Annotated in this window: 15 protein-coding genes; 7 read left to right on the plus strand and 8 right to left on the minus strand. The window is 75.3% G+C overall.

The features are described from left to right. The first annotated feature begins 176 nt into the window (after window positions 1–176). Window positions 177–2,066 (plus strand): translational GTPase TypA, encoded by a 1,890-nt coding sequence (typA, locus tag BLQ97_RS09745; RefSeq protein WP_091365503.1) that lies wholly within the window; start codon window positions 177–179, stop codon window positions 2,064–2,066. Between the two features lie 252 nt (window positions 2,067–2,318). Continuing rightward, entirely contained in the window at window positions 2,319–2,816 is a 498-nt protein-coding gene (locus BLQ97_RS09750) for a DUF5994 family protein (protein WP_091365505.1), read from the plus strand. Window positions 2,817–2,911: 95 nt separating this feature from the next. On the opposite strand, the gene BLQ97_RS09755 is transcribed toward BLQ97_RS09750, so the two are convergent. The 4 genes from BLQ97_RS09755 to BLQ97_RS09770 all read right to left on the minus strand — a co-directional run bounded on the left by BLQ97_RS09755 (window position 2,912) and on the right by BLQ97_RS09770 (window position 6,503). Beyond that, window positions 2,912–3,919, minus strand: a complete 1,008-nt coding sequence (locus BLQ97_RS09755) for a sulfite exporter TauE/SafE family protein (RefSeq protein WP_091365507.1) — start codon at window positions 3,917–3,919, stop codon at window positions 2,912–2,914. Between the two features lie 295 nt (window positions 3,920–4,214). Further along, on the minus strand, window positions 4,215–5,216 hold the full coding sequence (locus BLQ97_RS09760) for an inorganic phosphate transporter (RefSeq protein ID WP_091365510.1): 1,002 nt from the start codon (window positions 5,214–5,216) through the stop codon (window positions 4,215–4,217). A gap of 6 nt (window positions 5,217–5,222) precedes the next feature. Next, window positions 5,223–5,840: a DUF47 domain-containing protein gene (locus tag BLQ97_RS09765; protein WP_091365513.1), complete on the minus strand. Its 618-nt coding sequence runs from the start codon at window positions 5,838–5,840 to the stop codon at window positions 5,223–5,225. Between the two features lie 93 nt (window positions 5,841–5,933). After that, entirely contained in the window at window positions 5,934–6,503 is a 570-nt protein-coding gene (locus tag BLQ97_RS09770; protein WP_091365516.1) for a sigma-70 family RNA polymerase sigma factor, read from the minus strand. A gap of 68 nt (window positions 6,504–6,571) precedes the next feature. On the opposite strand from BLQ97_RS09770, the gene BLQ97_RS09775 reads away from it, so the two are divergent. Genes BLQ97_RS09775 through BLQ97_RS09795 form a run of 5 tightly spaced genes read left to right on the plus strand, consistent with a single transcriptional unit; the run spans window position 6,572 to window position 11,532 of the window. Further along, window positions 6,572–7,219: a zf-HC2 domain-containing protein gene (locus tag BLQ97_RS09775; protein WP_091365518.1), complete on the plus strand. Its 648-nt coding sequence runs from the start codon at window positions 6,572–6,574 to the stop codon at window positions 7,217–7,219. Further along, window positions 7,216–9,027: a copper resistance CopC/CopD family protein gene (locus BLQ97_RS09780; protein WP_245692019.1), complete on the plus strand. Its 1,812-nt coding sequence runs from the start codon at window positions 7,216–7,218 to the stop codon at window positions 9,025–9,027. Before BLQ97_RS09775 ends, BLQ97_RS09780 begins: the two co-directional genes overlap by 4 nt. A gap of 23 nt (window positions 9,028–9,050) precedes the next feature. After that, window positions 9,051–9,800 (plus strand): YcnI family protein, encoded by a 750-nt coding sequence (locus BLQ97_RS09785; protein WP_091365520.1) that lies wholly within the window; start codon window positions 9,051–9,053, stop codon window positions 9,798–9,800. Beyond that, a complete protein-coding gene (locus BLQ97_RS09790) occupies window positions 9,797–10,462 on the plus strand; it encodes an SCO family protein (RefSeq protein ID WP_091365522.1) in 666 nt (221 codons plus the stop codon). Before BLQ97_RS09785 ends, BLQ97_RS09790 begins: the two co-directional genes overlap by 4 nt. 2 nt (window positions 10,463–10,464) lie before the next feature. Beyond that, window positions 10,465–11,532: a hypothetical protein gene (locus tag BLQ97_RS09795; protein ID WP_091365524.1), complete on the plus strand. Its 1,068-nt coding sequence runs from the start codon at window positions 10,465–10,467 to the stop codon at window positions 11,530–11,532. A gap of 26 nt (window positions 11,533–11,558) precedes the next feature. On the opposite strand, the gene BLQ97_RS09800 is transcribed toward BLQ97_RS09795, so the two are convergent. From BLQ97_RS09800 to BLQ97_RS09815, 4 genes are read right to left on the minus strand one after another with little or no spacing between them, the layout of a single operon-like run. Further along, complete coding sequence (locus BLQ97_RS09800) at window positions 11,559–12,362, minus strand: phosphocholine cytidylyltransferase family protein (RefSeq protein WP_245692021.1); 804 nt, start codon at window positions 12,360–12,362, stop codon at window positions 11,559–11,561. Continuing rightward, window positions 12,349–13,479, minus strand: coding sequence for a CDP-glycerol glycerophosphotransferase family protein (locus tag BLQ97_RS09805; protein WP_091365526.1), 1,131 nt, complete (start codon window positions 13,477–13,479; stop codon window positions 12,349–12,351). Before BLQ97_RS09805 ends, BLQ97_RS09800 begins: the two co-directional genes overlap by 14 nt. Further along, window positions 13,476–14,249: an HAD family hydrolase gene (locus BLQ97_RS09810; protein WP_217637120.1), complete on the minus strand. Its 774-nt coding sequence runs from the start codon at window positions 14,247–14,249 to the stop codon at window positions 13,476–13,478. The genes BLQ97_RS09805 and BLQ97_RS09810 overlap by 4 nt, the downstream gene beginning before the upstream one ends. Continuing rightward, window positions 14,246–15,829 carry a mannitol dehydrogenase family protein gene (locus tag BLQ97_RS09815; protein WP_091365528.1) on the minus strand — a complete coding sequence of 528 codons (1,584 nt, stop codon included), beginning with the start codon at window positions 15,827–15,829 and terminating at the stop codon, window positions 14,246–14,248. The genes BLQ97_RS09810 and BLQ97_RS09815 overlap by 4 nt, the downstream gene beginning before the upstream one ends. Window positions 15,830–15,993: the final 164 nt, after the last annotated feature.

The raw sequence follows: 15,993 nt of genomic DNA on the forward strand, positions 1-15,993 counted from the left end.
AGCGGCTGCTGGCCGGGCTGGGAGCGGGGGCGACCTCCGGGGGTGAGTCCGCTCACGTCGGTGAGCGCGCCTCGAGCGCCTAGAGTGGGAAGGTCGCCGGGCCGGCGGCCGTTACGTCTGGTACCGCGTGCGCAGCCGCCGCGGGAACCCCCGAACTCCCCGAGGTGCCCTTCCGCATGCCCACCCGCGACGACCTGCGCAACGTGGCGATCATCGCCCACGTCGACCACGGCAAGACCACCCTGGTCGACGCCCTCCTCCGCCAGGCCGGTGCCCTCGGCCGCGCCAAGGGCGAGGGGACCGACGCCGACACGACGCAGGACCGCGTCATGGACTCGATGGACCTCGAGCGCGAGCGCGGGATCACCATCCTGGCCAAGAACACCGCGATCCGGCTGGCCGACCGGGACGGCAACCCGGTCACGGTGAACATCGTCGACACCCCCGGTCACGCCGACTTCGGCGGCGAGGTCGAGCGCGGACTGTCGATGGTCGACGGCGTCGTCCTGCTCGTCGACGCCTCCGAGGGCCCGCTGCCGCAGACCCGCTTCGTGCTGCGCAAGGCGCTGGGCAAGGGGATGCCGGTCATCCTCGTGGTCAACAAGACCGACCGCTCCGACGCGCGCATCGCCGAGGTCGTCGACGAGACCTACGAGCTGTTCATGGAGCTGCTCGAGGACAACGGCCTGGACACCGACGCGCTCGAGTTCCCGATCGTCTACAGCAACGGCAAGACCGGGCAGGCCTCGCTCACCCGCCCCGCCGACGGCGAGAGCCCTGACAGCCCCGACCTCGGCCCGCTGGTCGAGACGCTGCTCGACACCATCCCGGCGCCGACCTACGACGCCGAGGAGCCGCTGCGTGCGCAGGTCACCAACCTCGACGCCTCGCCCTACCTGGGCCGACTGGCGCTGCTGCGCATCCACTCCGGCACGATGAAGAACGGGCAGACCGTCGCCTGGTGCCGCACCGACGGCTCGATCAAGAACGTCAAGATCACCGAGCTGCTGGTCACCGAGGGGCTCACCCGCACCCCGGCCCAGAGCGCCGGCCCCGGTGACCTCGTCGCCATCGCCGGCATCGAGGACATCATGATCGGCGACACCCTCGCCGACCCGAACGACCCGCGCCCGCTGCCGCCGCTGACCGTCGACGAGCCGTCGATCTCGATCACCATCGGCATCAACACCTCGCCGATCTCGGGCCGCTCGGGCAAGAAGCTCACCGCCCGGCTGATCAAGAACCGCCTCGACCAGGAGCTGGTCGGCAACGTCTCGGTGCGCATGCTGCCCACCGAGCGCCCCGACACCTGGGAGATGCAGGGGCGCGGCGAGCTGGCGCTGGCCATCCTCGTCGAGCAGCTGCGCCGCGAGGAGTTCGAGCTGACCGTCGGCCGCCCGCAGGTGGTCACCAAGGAGATCGACGGCAAGCTCCACGAGCCGGTCGAGCGGGTCACCATCGACACCCCCGGCGAGTACGTCGGCACGCTCACCCAGGCGCTGGCCTCCCGCCGCGGCCGCATGGAGAACCTGGTGCACCACGACACCGGCTGGGCGCGGATGGAGTACGTCGTCCCCTCGCGCGGGCTGATCGGGTTCCGCACCGAGTTCCTCACCGAGACCCGCGGCACCGGCGTCCTCAACCACAACCTCGAGGGCTACGAGCCGTGGCTGGGCGACATGCGCGCCCGCCCGACCGGCTCGCTGGTGGCCGACCGGCAGGGCGTGGCGACGTCGTACGCGATGTTCTCGCTGCAGGAGCGCGGCTCGCTCATGGTCGCGCCGGGCACGGAGGTGTACGAGGGCATGATCGTCGGGGAGAACTCCCGGCCCGACGACATGGACGTCAACATCACCAAGGAGAAGAAGCTCACCAACATGCGGTCCTCGACCGCGGAGGAGCTCGAGCGCCTGGTGCCGCCGCGGCTGCTCAACCTCGAGCAGGCGCTGGAGTTCTGTGCCGAGGACGAGTGCGTCGAGGTCACCCCGGCCGCCGTCCGCGTGCGCAAGGTGGTCCTCGACCAGAACGAGCGCGGCAAGGCGAAGAACCGCAAGCCCAAGCCGTGAGCCACGTGTGCACCTCCGCGGAGGTGCACACGACGGGAGCCCCCGTCCGGTCCGCCGGGCGGGGGCTCCCGTGCGTCTCCGCGGAGGTGTCCCGGGTACCGCGGTGATCGACTCGTGACGGGTCGTGATGACGAGCCGCGCGGGGCCGACAGGCCCGGCCGCCGTGCACCGGGACGCGCCGACACGCCGACCTACCGTCGGCCAGCGGACCCGGACGCGGGCCCGCGGGCGCGAGCGGGAGGCCACGAACAGATGACGACGACCCGGGTAGCAGACGGACGCGAGGGCTTCCGCGGTGGCATCGACGTCCGGGTGAGCCTGCGGGCCGACGTCGGGTCGGGCACCAACGCCTTCGACGGGGCCTGGTTCCCCCGCAGCCGCGACCTGACCGTGGAGGTCCCCGAGCTCATCGCGGCCCTGGACCGCCGGGGTCTGCGCGTCGAGCGGTTCACCTACCCCCTCGACGCCTGGCAGCCGGCGCCGCGCAAGGTCGTCGTCGACGGCCGGGTCGTGCGCACCGGCGGCTTCCGCAGCATGGACCCCGGGGTGGTCTGCCTGAGCTGGGCCGGGGGCAACCGGCGCGCCGACCTGCTCGTCGTCCCGCCGGAGACCGACGTCATCACCGGTGTGCGGGCGCTGCGCCTGTGCACCCGGCGGGGCCTGCCGCGCTCGCCGCAGATGGTGCTGGCCGCGGCCCGCTCCCAGCCGCTGCCCCAGGTGCCCGACCTGCCGGTGACCCGCGCCGTCTGAGGCCCGGCCGGCCGTCGACCGCCCCCCACCACGAGCGGAGGCCCCGCCCGGCGGGTGCCGGACGGGGCCTCGGGTGGCCCGCCGAGGGGCCGTGCTCAGTCGCGCGGGTCGCTGGGGCGGCCGGCCTGGATGCTCCGCTCGTAGTCCGCGACGTCGGCGGCGTCGGGGGTGTGCAGGCGGCGCTCCTCCGCGGCCAGGCGCGCGGCCTCGGCGGCCAGGGCGTCGGCGGACTCCTGCGCCCGGTCCTTGCGGTACTGGCGGTAGGAGTGGACGACGGCGGCGGCCCAGATCGCGTAGATCACCGCGTAGACGGCGTAGCGCACCGGGTCGGAGGCGTCGATCCAGTCGCTGCGCAGCAGGGTGCGGGTGTTGGTCAGCACGATCATGCCGCCGACCAGCGAGCCGAGCAGCCGCGGCGGCACGTGCCGGACCAGCCAGGCGGCGATCGGCGCGGCGACCAGGCCACCGGCCAGCAGGCCGAGCGCCCACAGCCAGTTGACGCCCTGCGACCCGAGCGCCAGCAGGAAGCCGAGGCTCGCGGCCAGCGCCACGAGGAACTCCGACGTGTCGATCGAGCCGATGACCTTGCGCGGCTCCATCCGCCCGCTGGACAGCAGCGCCGGCGTGCCGACCGGGCCCCAGCCGCCGCCGCCGGTGGCGTCGACGAAGCCGGCCACGAGGCCGAGCGGGGCCAGGAAGCGCTTGCGCACCGGCTTGCCGAGGTTGCGCCGGTCGATGCCGCGCAGGGTGAAGCGGACCAGCAGGTAGGCGCCGAGGGTGAGCAGGATCAGGGACATCACCGGGGCGGCGACCTCGGTGGAGAGGCTGGACAGCACGTTCGCGCCGACGAAGGCGCCGACGGCACCGGGGACGCCGACCTTGGCGACGACCTTCCAGTCGACGTTGCCGAACTTCCAGTGCGACAGGCCCGACATCAGGCTGGTGCCGATCTCGGCGAAGTGCACGGTCGCCGAGGCGGCCGCCGGGTTGGTGCCGAAGGCCAGCAGCAGCGTCGTCGACGTGACGCCGTAGGCCATGCCCAGGCTGCCGTCGACGAGTTGTGCGCCGAGGCCCGCGAGGGCGAGCAGGATCAGGGTCTTCACGGGGCAGGCTCCGGTGGGGAGGCGCCGGGCGCGCGGCGGCGCGGCTCACGGCGAGGACGAGCGGGGGCTGGGGCTCAGTGGCGCCGGGAGCGGCGCGGGCAGCCAGGAGCGCCGGGTACGGCGCGCGGCTCAGCAGCCCGGACAGGCAGCGGTGCAGACGCGCAGCAGGTCGACGTGGATGCGCCCCACGAGGAGCACCGTCGTCGCCGTCACGGGAGCTATGTCTACCAGATCGATCGGGATTGGTAGAACCGGGCCCGCGGTGGCCGGGGTCACGCCCGCCCCGGGGCGGAGGTCAGGCGACGACGAGGTGGGTGACGAGGTAGGCCAGTGCGGCCACCGCGCCGGCGGCCGGCAGGGTGACCACCCAGGCCAGCACGATGTTGCCGGCCACGCCCCAGCGCACCGCCGAGAGCCGCCGGGTGGCGCCGACGCCCATGATCGACGTCGTCGTGATGTGCGTGGTGGACACCGGGACGGCGAAGACCGTCGCGGTGGTGACCATGACGCCGGAGGCGACCGTCTGCGCGGCGAAGCCCCCGGCGGGGGTCAGCTGGATGATCCGCCGGCCCAGGGTGCGCATGATCCGGAACCCGCCCGCGTAGGTGCCCGCGCTGATGGCCAGGGCCGCGGCCAGCACCACCCACAGCGGCACCTCGAAGCTGTCGATCTCCCCGGCGGTGAACAGCGCCAGCGTGATGATGCCCATCGTCTTCTGCGCGTCCTGCAGGCCGTGGCCCAGCGCCATCGTCGCCGAGCTGGCGATCTGCGCGTACCGGAAGCCGCGGTTGGCGCGGGTGACGTTGGCGCCCCGGAAGCACCACAGGATCGCCAGCATGAACAGGTAGCCCAGGCCGAAGCCGACCAGTGGCGAGAGCACCATCGGGATGACGACCTTGTCGAGGATCCCCACCCACTGCACCGAGTGCGCCGCGGCCAGCGCGGCGCCGACCAGGCCGCCGATGAGCGCGTGCGAGGACGACGAGGGCAGCCCGAAGTACCAGGTGATCAGGTTCCACACGATCGCGCCGATGAGCGCGGCGAACACGATCTCCAGTCCGTCGCTGCCCTCGGGCGCGTCGATGATCCCCGCACCGACGGTCTTGGCCACCTCCGTCGACAGCAGCGCACCGACGAGGTTCATCACCGCGGCCAGTGCCAGCGCCACCCGCGGGGTGAGCGCCTTGGTGGAGACGGCGACGGCGATCGCGTTGGCCGCGTCGTGGAAGCCGTTCGTGTAGTCGAACGCCAGCGCGACCGCGATGATGACGACCAGCGCGACGAGGGTCGCGTCCATCGGCGGTCAGGACTCCTTGACCGAGATCGTCTCGACCACGTTGGCCACGTGCTCGAAGGCGTCGGCGGCCTCCTCGAGCTGGTCGGCCACCTCCTTGAGCTTGAGGATCTCCAGCGCGTCGAACTCGCCGCTGTAGAGGCGCGACAGCAGCCGCCGGTAGAGCTTGTCGGCCTCGTTCTCGATGCGGTTGACCTCGATCCAGTACTCGGAGAGGTCCTTGAGGGTCCGCAGCCGCGGCATCGCCTCGGCGGTGGTCTGCGCGGCACGCTGCAGCAGGGCGGTCTGCTGGCTCATCTCGGCCGGCAGCGTGCCCAGGCCGGTGAGGACCACCAGGTCGGCGGCGGCCTCGACGAAGTCCATGACGTCGTCGAGGTCGCTGGCCAGGTTGTAGATGTCCTCGCGGTCGAAGGGCGTCACGAAGCTGGAGTTCAGCTGCCGGAAGATCGCGTGCGTCGACTGGTCGCCGGCGTGCTCGAGCTCACGCAGCCGGGCGGCCAGCTCGTCGCGGCGGGCGTGGTCGTGGATGAACTCGCTGAGGACGTCGGTGGCCGCCACCAGGTTCTCCGCCGAGGCGGTGAACAGCGGGTAGAAGCTCTGGTCCTTGGGGGTGAGGCTGAAGGGCACGCGAGGCTCCGGGTCGGACGGCTGGGGGCGGTCGCCCACCGCGCGAGCGGTCGTACGGCCGTCGGGCAGCATAGGTACCCCGGCACCGGCGGTTCAGCTCCCGGTCACCCGTGCGGGCCAGTCGTGCGCGTCACCCGGCGTGGCGTCGAGGGCCGTGACGAGGTCGGCGCGGGCACGGGCCACCCGGGAGCGGATCGTCCCGACCGGGCACCCGGCCACCTCGGCGGCCTCGGCGTAGGACAACCCGAGGAGCTGGGTCAGCGCGAAGGCCTCGCGGCGCTCGGGGTCCAGCCGGGCCAGCAGGTCGGCGACGGCGGCGCCCTCGCCCACCCGGTCGGCGCCGTCGGCCGGGGCGAGGGCCTCCAGGTCGGCGTCGTCGCGGACGAGGGTCAGCCGGCGCCGGCGGCGCGAGCGGACGGCGTCGGCGCACACCCGGCGGGCGATGGCCAGCAGCCAGGTCCGCAGCGACGAGCGGCCCTCGAAGCGGTGCAGCGAGGCGAACGCCCGCGCGTAGGTCTCCTGGGTGAGGTCGTCGGCCGACTGGCGGTCGCCGAGGGCGGCGCACAGCCGCCACACGTCGGACTGGGTGGCCCGCACGAGGGTGGCGGCGGCCAGCGGGTCGCCATCGACGGCGGCCGCGGCGACCCGCTCCAGCTCGTCCACGTCACCCCTCCGTCGCACGAGTCCACCCGGCCGGGAACCGGACGGCCCTCCGCGACGACTACTGCTGCATGCAGTGTGCACCGTTCCGCGAGGCGGCCTCGGCGCGACTCGACGGCGAGCCGCTCGGTCTGCCCGCCGCCGACCTCGACCGGCACCTCGCCGCGTGCCCGGACTGCGCCCGCTGGGCGGCCGCGGCCGGGCAGGTGACCCGCCGGGCGCGGCTGGCGCCGGCGCCGGAGGTGCCCGATCTCACAGCCGCCGTGCTGGCCGCCCTGCCGCGGTCGCTGCCGGGCACGGCCGCCGCGGCGCGCGCCCGGCTGGTCCGGACGGCGCTGCGGCTGGCGCTGCTGGCCGCGGCCGTCGCGCAGGCCGGGCTGGCGCTGCCCGCGCTGCTGACCGGCACGGCGACCATGAGCGCGCCGGTGCACGTGGCGCACGAGACCGGCGCCTGGAACCTCGCCGTCGCGGCCGCCTTCCTCGCCGTCGCGGCCGCCCCGCGGCTGGCCGCCGGCGCGCTGCCGTTCCTCGCCACGTTCACCGTGCTGCTGACCGTCACCACCGTGCGCGACCTGCAGGCCGGGCACGTGCACGCCGACCGCGCGGCCGCCCACCTGCTGCTGCTGGCCGGGGTGCTGCTCATCGCCGTGGTCGCCTGGCGGCAGCGTCCCCGCCGCCGGCCGGCCGCGGTGCTCGGCCGCGGGCGGGTGGCCGCGTGAGCGCCCGCGCCGTGCGCCGCCCCGCGCTGCTGCTGCTCGTGCTGCTGGCCGGCTGGCTGGGGCTGGGCGTGGCCACCGCGGGCCCCGCCGCCGCGCACGCCGAGCTGGTCTCCACCGACCCGGGGGACGGCGCGCGGCTCGACGCGGTGCCCGGCCAGGTCACCCTGCGGTTCACCGAGGGCGTCTCGCTGGGCGCGGGCTATGCGCGCGTGCTCGGCGACGGCGGCGAGCGGGTGGACACCGGCGCGCCGACGGTGGACGGCGACACGGTCACCGTCCCGCTGCGCGGCGACCTGCCCGACGCCAGCTACGTGGTCACCTACCGGGTCGTCTCCGCCGACTCGCACCCGATCAGCGGCGCGTTCGCCTTCGTCGTCGGCGACGGCGCGCTGGCCGACGCCGGCGCGGTGGCCGGCGACCCCGCCGTCGACCCGGTCGTGGCCGCGGCGCTGCCGGCGGCGCGCACGCTCGGCTTCGCCGGGCTGGCCGTCGGGCTCGGCGTGCCGGCGTTCCTGGTGCTGTGCTGGCCGGCCGGGTGGGCCTCTTCGCGTGTGCGGCGGCTGACCACCGTCGGCCTGGGTGCCGTCGCCACCGGCGCGGTGCTCACCTTCCTGCTGCAGGGGCCCTACACCGCCGGCGCCGGGCTCGGCTCGGTGCTCGACCCGGCGCTGCTGGCCACCACCGGCGCCTCTTCCTTCGGGCTGACCACGCTCGGCCGCGCGCTGCTCGCGCTGCTGCTGGCCGCCGTGCTCCTGCCGCTGTGGCGCCGCGCCGCCCCGCCCCAGCCGCAGGAGGCGGCCGGGCTGGCCGTGCTGGCCGGCGGGGTCGTGCTCACCACGGCCGCGGTCGGCCACCCGGTGGCCGGGGCCCTGCCGGTGCTGGCCACGGCCGTCGCCGCGGTGCACGTCGCGGCCATGGCCCTGTGGCTGGGCGGGCTGGTCGCGCTGCTGGCCGGTCTGGTCCGGCCCGGCGCCGACGCCGGCGAGCTGGCCGGCGCGCTGCCGCGCTGGTCGCGGCTCGCCTCGGGCGCGGTGGCCGCGCTGGTGGTCACCGGCGTCGTCCAGTCGGTGCGCGAGGTCGGCTCACCGGCGGCCCTGGTGTCGACGACGTACGGCCGGCTGCTGCTGGCCAAGCTGGCGCTGGTGCTGCTCCTGCTGGCCGCCGCCGGGGTCTCGCGGGTCTGGGTGCAGCAGCACCTCGGGGTCAGCCGCCCCCGCCCGGGCGGGCGCCGCCGGGTCACCGCGCACGCCTTCGCCGCCGCCCCCGCCCCGGGCCCCGCCGGCGACGAGGGCGACGACGGGGCCGTGGCGGCCGCGGCCCGGGAGCGCGCGGCCGCGCAGGCGCGGGGCGCCGTGGAGGACGTCGCGCCCCTGCGCCGCTCCGTGCTGGTCGAGGCCGCCGTCGCCGCCGTCGTGCTGGCGCTGTCGGCGGTGCTGGTCGGCACGCCGCCGGCGCGGGCGACGCTGGCCGAGCCGGTCGACGTCACGCTGCCGCTGCAGTCGGCGGCGGGGGAGTCCGGCAGCGTGCAGGTCTCCGTCGACCCGGCCCGCCCCGGCGCCAACACCCTGCACCTGTACCTGTTCGACGACGCCGGCCGGCTCGCCCAGCCCGAGGACCTGCGGGTCACGCTCACCGAGCCCGAGCAGGAGATCGGCCCGCTGCAGGTCGACCTCGAGCCGGCCGGCCCCGGCCACTGGGTGGCCGACGGGATGAGCATCCCCGGCGCCGGCACCTGGACCCTCGCGGTCAGCGTCCGCCTGGACGAGTTCACCGCGACCACCGCCAGCACCGACTTCCCGGTGCGCTGAGAGAAGCTGAGAGAAGGAGAACCGTGTCCCTCACGTCCCTGCGACCGCTGGCCCGCGCCGGCGTCGTCCTGGCCGCCGTGCTCGCCGCCCTGGTCGCGTCCGTCGTGGTCGCGAGCAGCGCGTCGGCGCACGTGACGGTCTCGTCGGCCGACGCGGCCGCCGGCGGCTACGGGAAGCTGGTCTTCCGCGTGCCCAACGAGAGCGACACCGCCAGCACCGTCGCGCTGCGCATCTCGATCCCCGCGGACGCCGCGCTGGCCTCGGTGCAGACCCAGCCGCTGCCCGGGTGGACGGTGTCGACGACGTCCGCGACGCTGGACGAGCCGGTGACCGTGCACGGGCAGGAGATCTCCGACTACGTCTCGGTGGTGGAGTTCCGCGCCGACGCCGGCGGCGGCATCGCGCCGGGCCAGTTCCAGGAGTTCGCGCTCTCCGGCGGCCCCTTCCCCGACGCCGACCGGCTGAGCTACCCGGTCGTGCAGACCTACAGCGACGGCACGGAGTCGGCCTGGATCGAGCCGACCGTCGACGGCGAGGCCGAGCCGGAGAGCCCCGCCCCCGTGCTGTCGCTGACCGCCGCGGCCGACGGTGGCACGGCCGCCGCCTCCGACGCCGCGGCGGACACCGCCGCCGCCGACGGGCACGGGCACGACGCGGAGACGACCGGCGAGCCGGCCGGCCTGGCGCTGTTCCTGTCCCTGCTGGCGCTGGCCGTGGGCCTCGCGGGCGTCGTCCTCGGCTGGCGCGCCGGCCGACGTACCGTGTCCTCGTGACCGCTCCCGCGCGCGGCCGGCTGGCCGCGCTGCTGCTCTCCGCCGGGCTGGTCCTGTCCGCCTGCGGCTCCGGCGACGACACCGCCGCGGCCGACGAGGGGCACGACCACTCCGGCGGGGCGGCCGCCTCCCTGGAGGGGCCCGGCGACGAGTACGCCGGCATCGACCTGCGCGATCCCTACCAGCGGCCGTCGTTCACCCTCACCGACACCACCGGGGCCGACTACGACTTCGCCGCGGCCACGGCGGGGCGCCCGACGCTGCTGTTCTTCGGCTACACGAACTGCCCCGACGTCTGCCCGACGACGATGGCCGACGTCGCGCTCGCGCTGCGCGACGTCGACCCCGCCCTGGCCGGGCAGGTGCAGGTGGTGTTCGTCACCACCGACCCCGCCGCCGACACCCCCGAGGTGCTCGCCGAGTACCTCGGTCGCTTCGACGCCGACCTGCCCACCTCCTTCGTCGGGCTGACCGGGTCGCAGGACGCCATCGACCAGGCGCAGCTCTCGGCGGGGGTGCCGCTGGCCGAGGACGCGGGGCGGCTGCACAGCTCGCTGCTGCTGCTCTACGGCACCGACGACCAGGCGCACGTCGCCTTCGACGCGGGCAACACCGCGCGGGACGTCGCCGGCGACCTCGCCGCGGTCGCCGGCGCCTCCTGACCGTGCGCGCGCCGCTCGGGCGGCTGGTCGTCGTCCTGCTCGGCGTGCTGGCCTGGCTGGCCCTGGCCGGGCCGGCCGCGGCGCACGTCGGCGGGGGCGCGGCCGGCAGCGACTTCGACGGCCGGGTGACCGCCGTGCAGCCGGCCGTGCCGGGCGTGAGCGTGCGGGTGCTGCAGTTCGGCGACGAGTTCGAGCTGGTCAACACGACGGCCACCGAGGTGACCGTGCCGGGCTACTCCGACGAGCCCTACCTGCGGATCGGCCCGGACGGCGTGTGGCGCAACGAGCACAGCCCGGCCACGTACATCAACCTCGACCGCTTCGGCCGGGTCACCCTCCCCGCGGGGGCCGACCCCGCGGCCGAGCCGGAGTGGGTGCAGGTGTCCACCGAGCCGCAGTACGTGTGGCACGACCACCGCACCCACTGGATGAGCGAGGGGCAGCTGCCGCCGGCGGTCGCGGCCGACCCCGCGCGGGCGCAGACCGTCTTCGAGTGGACGGTGCCGATGGCGCACGGGACGACGCCGGTGACCGTGCGCGGCGTGCTCACCTGGAGCCCGCCGCCCGCGCCGGCGCTCACCTGGACGCTGCACCTGGCGCTGCTGGCCGCCGTCGCCGCGGCGGGCCTGCTGGCGCGGACGCCGCGGGCGCTGGCGGTGGCGCTGGCCGTCGGCGGGGCGGCGGCACTGTGGCACGCGGCGAGCACGCCCGAGCCGCCGGCCACGGTCTCGTCGCACGCGGCGGCGCTGGCGTCGGCGCTGCTGCCGGCGCTGACCGCGGGCGCGGTCGCGGCGGGCGGGGTGGTCGCCGCCCGCCGCGGCCGGGGTGTCCTGACCGGGTTGCTCGCCGTCGTCCTGGGCTGGCTGCTGCTGGTGCAGGGCCTGCCCGACGTCGACGTGCTGTGGAGCGCGCACGTGCTCAGCGGCGGGCCGGGCTGGGCGGCCCGGGTGGCCGTCGGCGTCCTGGTGGCCGGGGGAGCGGGACTGGTCGTCGGCGGGCTGGCCGCGACGCGCCGCTTCCGCGACCCCGAGCGGACCCGGCCGGCGCCGCAGCCCCGACCCGTCGGCTGAGGCCGCTGCGGCCGGGCCGTGCTGCGTCAGTCGGTCGTGCTGGGCACCGGGTGCAGGCGCGGGCGGCCGGCGGCCAGGAGCGCGTTGGCGCGGTCGAGGTCGGCCTCGAAGTCGACCTCGACGGCGGTCCACCGGGAGATGTCCAGCGGCCGGAAGCGCAGGCCCGCCTCGGCGATCGCGGTCTCCATGCCGCGCTCGAAGTAGTCCTGGTCGCCGCAGGCCTCGAGGTGCTCGACGAGCGTGGCCTTGTCCGCCGACGAGACGAAGTTGATGCCCACCGCCTCGCCCAGGCCGCCGGTCACGGTCTTGGACAGCTCGGCGACGTAGCCGTCGGCGTCGAGGGTGTACTTGACCTCCTCGTCGGCCACGGTGGAGGTGTCCACGCAGACGAAGCTCTCGTCGGCGGCCAGCGCGGGCAGCACCGACTCGAGCACGGCGGCGTCGAACACCACGTCGCCGTTGAGCCACAGCACGCCGCCGGCGCGCGTCGTCCGCAGGCCCCGCAGCAGGCTCTTGGACGTGTTGGTCCGCGCGAAGTGCGGGTTGTAGGCGAAGCGCAGGTCGGGCGCGGCCTGCATGAGCAGCTCGCACTGGAAGCCGACGACGGCGGTGACGTCCACCTCCGGGCCGAGCACCTCCGCCAGCGTGTCGAGCTGGCGGTGCAGGATGCTGCGGCCGTCGAGCAGCGGCGTGAGCGGCTTGGGCAGCGGGCGGCCCAGGCGGGTGCCCATCCCGGCGGCCAGGACGACGACCTGGACGGGGAGCGGTTGCTGCCGTCCGGCGGTCCGGGTCTGCAGGCCGGTGGTCGGCACGAGGTCAGCGATGCGCACGTGGGTCCCCTCCTCGGGTCGTGGCGACCGCGCCGGCGGGGGATCCGCCGGGCGGGAAGAACAGGTCGAGGACGCGGTCGGTGGCGTGGCCGTCCTCGAGGGAGGTGAAGGTCTCCCGGAAGCGCGCGTAGCGCTCGGCGTGTGCCGCGCTCACCGCGTCGAGGTCGGCGATCGCGTCGAGCAGCTCGTCGCCGGTCGCCAGCAGCGGGCCGGGCGCGATCTCCTCGATGTCGACGTAGAAGCCGCGCAGCCGGTCGCGGTAGTCGGCCAGGTCGTAGGTGAACAGCAGGATCGGCTTCCCGGTGACCGCGAAGTCGAACATCGTCGAGGAGTAGTCGGTGACCAGCAGGTCGGCGGCGAGGTAGAGGTCGCGGATGTCCGGGTGGTTGGACACGTCGCGGACCGGCAGGCCGGCGATGGACTCCAGCCGGTCGGAGACCATGTTGTGCAGCCGCAGCAGCAGCACGTGGTCCTCGCCGAGCCGCTCGGTGAAGGCGGCGAGGTCGACGGGGAACTCGAAGTCCCGCTCGGCCTTCCCCTCGAAGACCAGGTCGTCGCGCCAGGTGGGGGTGTAGAGGACGACGGTCTTCCCGTCGTCGATGCCCAGCTGCGCGCGGACCTCCGCCCGCACCCGGTTGCGCCGCGGGCTGCTGAGCAGGTCGTTGCGGGGGTAGCCGGTCTCGTGGATCGGCCGCGGGAACCCGAAGGCCTGCCGGAAGCGGGCGGTGCTGTACGCGTTCGGCGAGAGCATCACGTCCCAGCGGGCGATGTCGTGCTCGAGGTAGGCCAGCCGGCCCTCCGGCGCCCACAGCACGTCGTTGTGGATGCGCTTGAGCGGCGTGCCGTGCCAGGTCTGCAGGTAGAAGGCGTCCGGCCGCTTCTCCCAGTCCAGCGGCACGTGGTCGTTGGAGACGACGACGTCGGCCGCCTCGAGCGCGGCGGTGCTCTCCGGGCTGCCGAAGGGGATCGTCTCGACGTCGACCGGGAACGCGCCCTCGGCGACGGCGGAGGTCAGCCAGGTGTGCTGCACGTGGTCGCCGCGGGCGACCAGCGCCTCGTAGATCGCGCGCGGGCTGTCGGAGAACAGGCCGCGGAAGCTGGTGTAGACGATCCTCATCGACCACCTCCGGTCAGGACGGGCAGCAGCAGGTCGGTGAGCTCCTGCCAGGACGAGACGACGGTCAGCACGCCGGCCTCGCGCAGGGCGGCCGCGCGGTCGGCGCGCTCCGCCTCCTGGACGAAGAGCAGGTTGCCCACGGTGGGGCAGCCGGCGCCCACCGCCGACAGCGCGCCGGGCACGGAGTCCTCGACGGCGAGCCCCTCCGCCGGCGCGATGCCCAGGCTCGCACAGGCGTGCAGGTACACCGCCGGGTCGGGCTTGCTGGTGGGCACCGGGAGGGAGTCCTCGGCGCTGAAGCGGTCCGACGGCGGGACGAGCTCGTCCAGGCCGGTGGCCGTGAAGCAGGCGGCTAGGCGGGCCAGGGCGCTGGAGCTCACCGCGGCCAGGCGCAGGTGCGGGGCCAGCGCGGCCAGGGCCGTGGAGGTCGGCGGGTGCGGGCGCAGGTGGGTACCGAGGTGCGCCGTCACCGCGCGCCGCTCCTCGGCCACCCACGGCTCGACGTCGACCTCGGGCCGGCCGGCCTCGGCGGCCAGCCGCCGCGACGTCGTCCGGAAATTCATGCCGGTGGTGGCCAGGCGCAGCTCCTCCGGCGTGAAGTGGCGCTCGTCGCCGAGCTCGGCCAGGAAGCGGTTGGTGACCTCGGCCGAGGCGACGAACGCGGGCTCCTCGGAGGGGAAGAGGTTGCCGTCGGCGTCGCAGAGCAGCGCGGTCAGGCCGGCGACCACCTCGCGGGGGAGGACCGCCGCGCCGGTGAGGGCCGCGCTCACCGGGCGTCCGCGGGCAGGACGGGGACCACCGGGGCGGCGGGGCGCGCGGCGACCGTGGCGGCCACGGTGGAGGCGACCGTGGCCCGGAGGCCGTCGCGCTCCAGGCGCCGCAGCACGCCCTCGAGCTCGTCGGCGAAGCCCGGGACGGTGCCGAGGTCGCCGAAGACCGAGGTGTCGCCCAGCAGCGGGCGCGGGTCGCTGCCGCCGGCCAGCGCGAGCGACTGGAGCACGGGGCCGCGGTCGTCCTCGACCGGCAGCGGCCGGCCGGCGTCGTCGGTGCGCTGCAGGTAGCGCACCCAGCCGGCGACGGCGAGCGTCAGCAGCGCGTGCGGCCGCCCCTCCTCCAGCGCCTGGCGCAGCGAGGGCAGCAGGTGGTGGGGCAGCTTGGTGGAGCCGCGGCGGCACAGCCGGGACAGCCGGTCGGCGATCGCCGGGTTGGCGAAGCGCTGCAGCAGCGTGGCCTTGTACTCGTCGAGGTCGATGCCCTCGGGGCAGGGGATGAGCGGGGTGACCTCGTCGTCCATGAGCGCGGTGGCGTAGCCGGCGAACACGGGGTCGGCGACGAGCTCGTCGATGCGCTCGTGGCCGGCGAGCGTCCCCAGGTAGCCCAGCGCGGAGTGGGTGGCGTTGAGCAGCCGGGTCTTCATCAGCTCGTGCTCGGTGACGTCGCGGACGAACCGCACGCCCACCCGGTCCAGCGGCGGCCGGCCGTTGCAGAAGGTGTCCTCGACGACCCACTGGGAGAACGGCTCGGTGACCACCGGCCAGCGGTCGTCGACGCCGTAGCGCCGGGCCACGGCCGCGCGCTCCTCCGGCGTGGTCTGCGGGGTGATCCGGTCGACCATGCTGCTGGGGAACGCGACCCGGTCGGTGATCCAGCGGGCGAGCACCTCGTCGCGCCGGGCGGCGAACCCGACGACCGCGGCGCGGGTGGCGTCGCCGTTGCGGTGCAGGTTGTCGCAGGAGACGACGGTGAACGGCGGTGTGCCGGCCCGGCGGCGGCGGTCGAGCGCCTCGACGAGGAAGCCGAACACGGTGCGCGGCGCGGCCGGCCGGGTGAGGTCCTGCCGGACGTCGTCGTCGGGGGTGAAGGCGCCGGTGGCCGGGTCGAGCAGGTAGCCCGCGCCGGTGATGGTCATCGTGACCAGGCGGGTGCGCGGGTCGGCGAGCCGGTCGAGCACCGCGGCGGGGTCGTCGGGGGCGAACAGGTAGTCGGTGAGCACGCCGACGACGCGGGCCCGTTCCCCGTCGGGGCTGCGCTCGACGACGGTGTAGAGGTTGTCCTGCGGGGCGAGGGCCTCCTGCAGCAGGCGGTGCCGCAGGCCCACGCCGACCACGCCCCAGCCGCTGGAGAGGCGCCGCTCGGCGATCTCGTCGAAGTAGGTGAGCTGGTGGGCGCGGGAGAAGCCCCCGACGCTGAGGTGGACGACGGCCGGCACCAGCGCCGCCCGGTCGTAGGTCGGGACCGTCAGCCGGGAGCCGTGCTGCCCGAGCGTCGCCGTCGTCAGCGGGCGGAGGGGGACGACGGGGGCCACCGCCGCTGCCGTCGGACCCCGTGCGGGGCGCTCGGGCTCTGCCATGCGGCATCGGTCCTTCCTGTCGGGGCCGGAGGGCCGGGAGCGCTGCACCCGCGGAGGGGAGCGCGTCCTCGGGCCGCACCGGAGCGATCATGTGATCACGAGCGGGGGTCCCCGTGCACACCGGTCCCGGGTGCGCGGGGCGCCGGGGATCGCTGGGGCGGTCC

It is taken from the genome of Geodermatophilus telluris (assembly GCF_900102745.1).
GTDB lineage: Bacteria > Actinomycetota > Actinomycetes > Mycobacteriales > Geodermatophilaceae > Geodermatophilus > Geodermatophilus telluris.

Coding starts and splice junctions, on each gene's coding strand:
- typA (WP_091365503.1), top strand. CDS start 177: ATGCCCACCCGCGACGACCTGCGCAACGTGGCGATCATCGCCCACGTC.
- BLQ97_RS09750 (WP_091365505.1), top strand. CDS start 2,319: ATGACGACGACCCGGGTAGCAGACGGACGCGAGGGCTTCCGCGGTGGC.
- BLQ97_RS09760 (WP_091365510.1), bottom strand. CDS start 5,216: ATGGACGCGACCCTCGTCGCGCTGGTCGTCATCATCGCGGTCGCGCTG.
- BLQ97_RS09775 (WP_091365518.1), top strand. CDS start 6,572: ATGCAGTGTGCACCGTTCCGCGAGGCGGCCTCGGCGCGACTCGACGGC.
- BLQ97_RS09805 (WP_091365526.1), bottom strand. CDS start 13,479: ATGAGGATCGTCTACACCAGCTTCCGCGGCCTGTTCTCCGACAGCCCG.
- BLQ97_RS09815 (WP_091365528.1), bottom strand. CDS start 15,829: ATGGCAGAGCCCGAGCGCCCCGCACGGGGTCCGACGGCAGCGGCGGTG.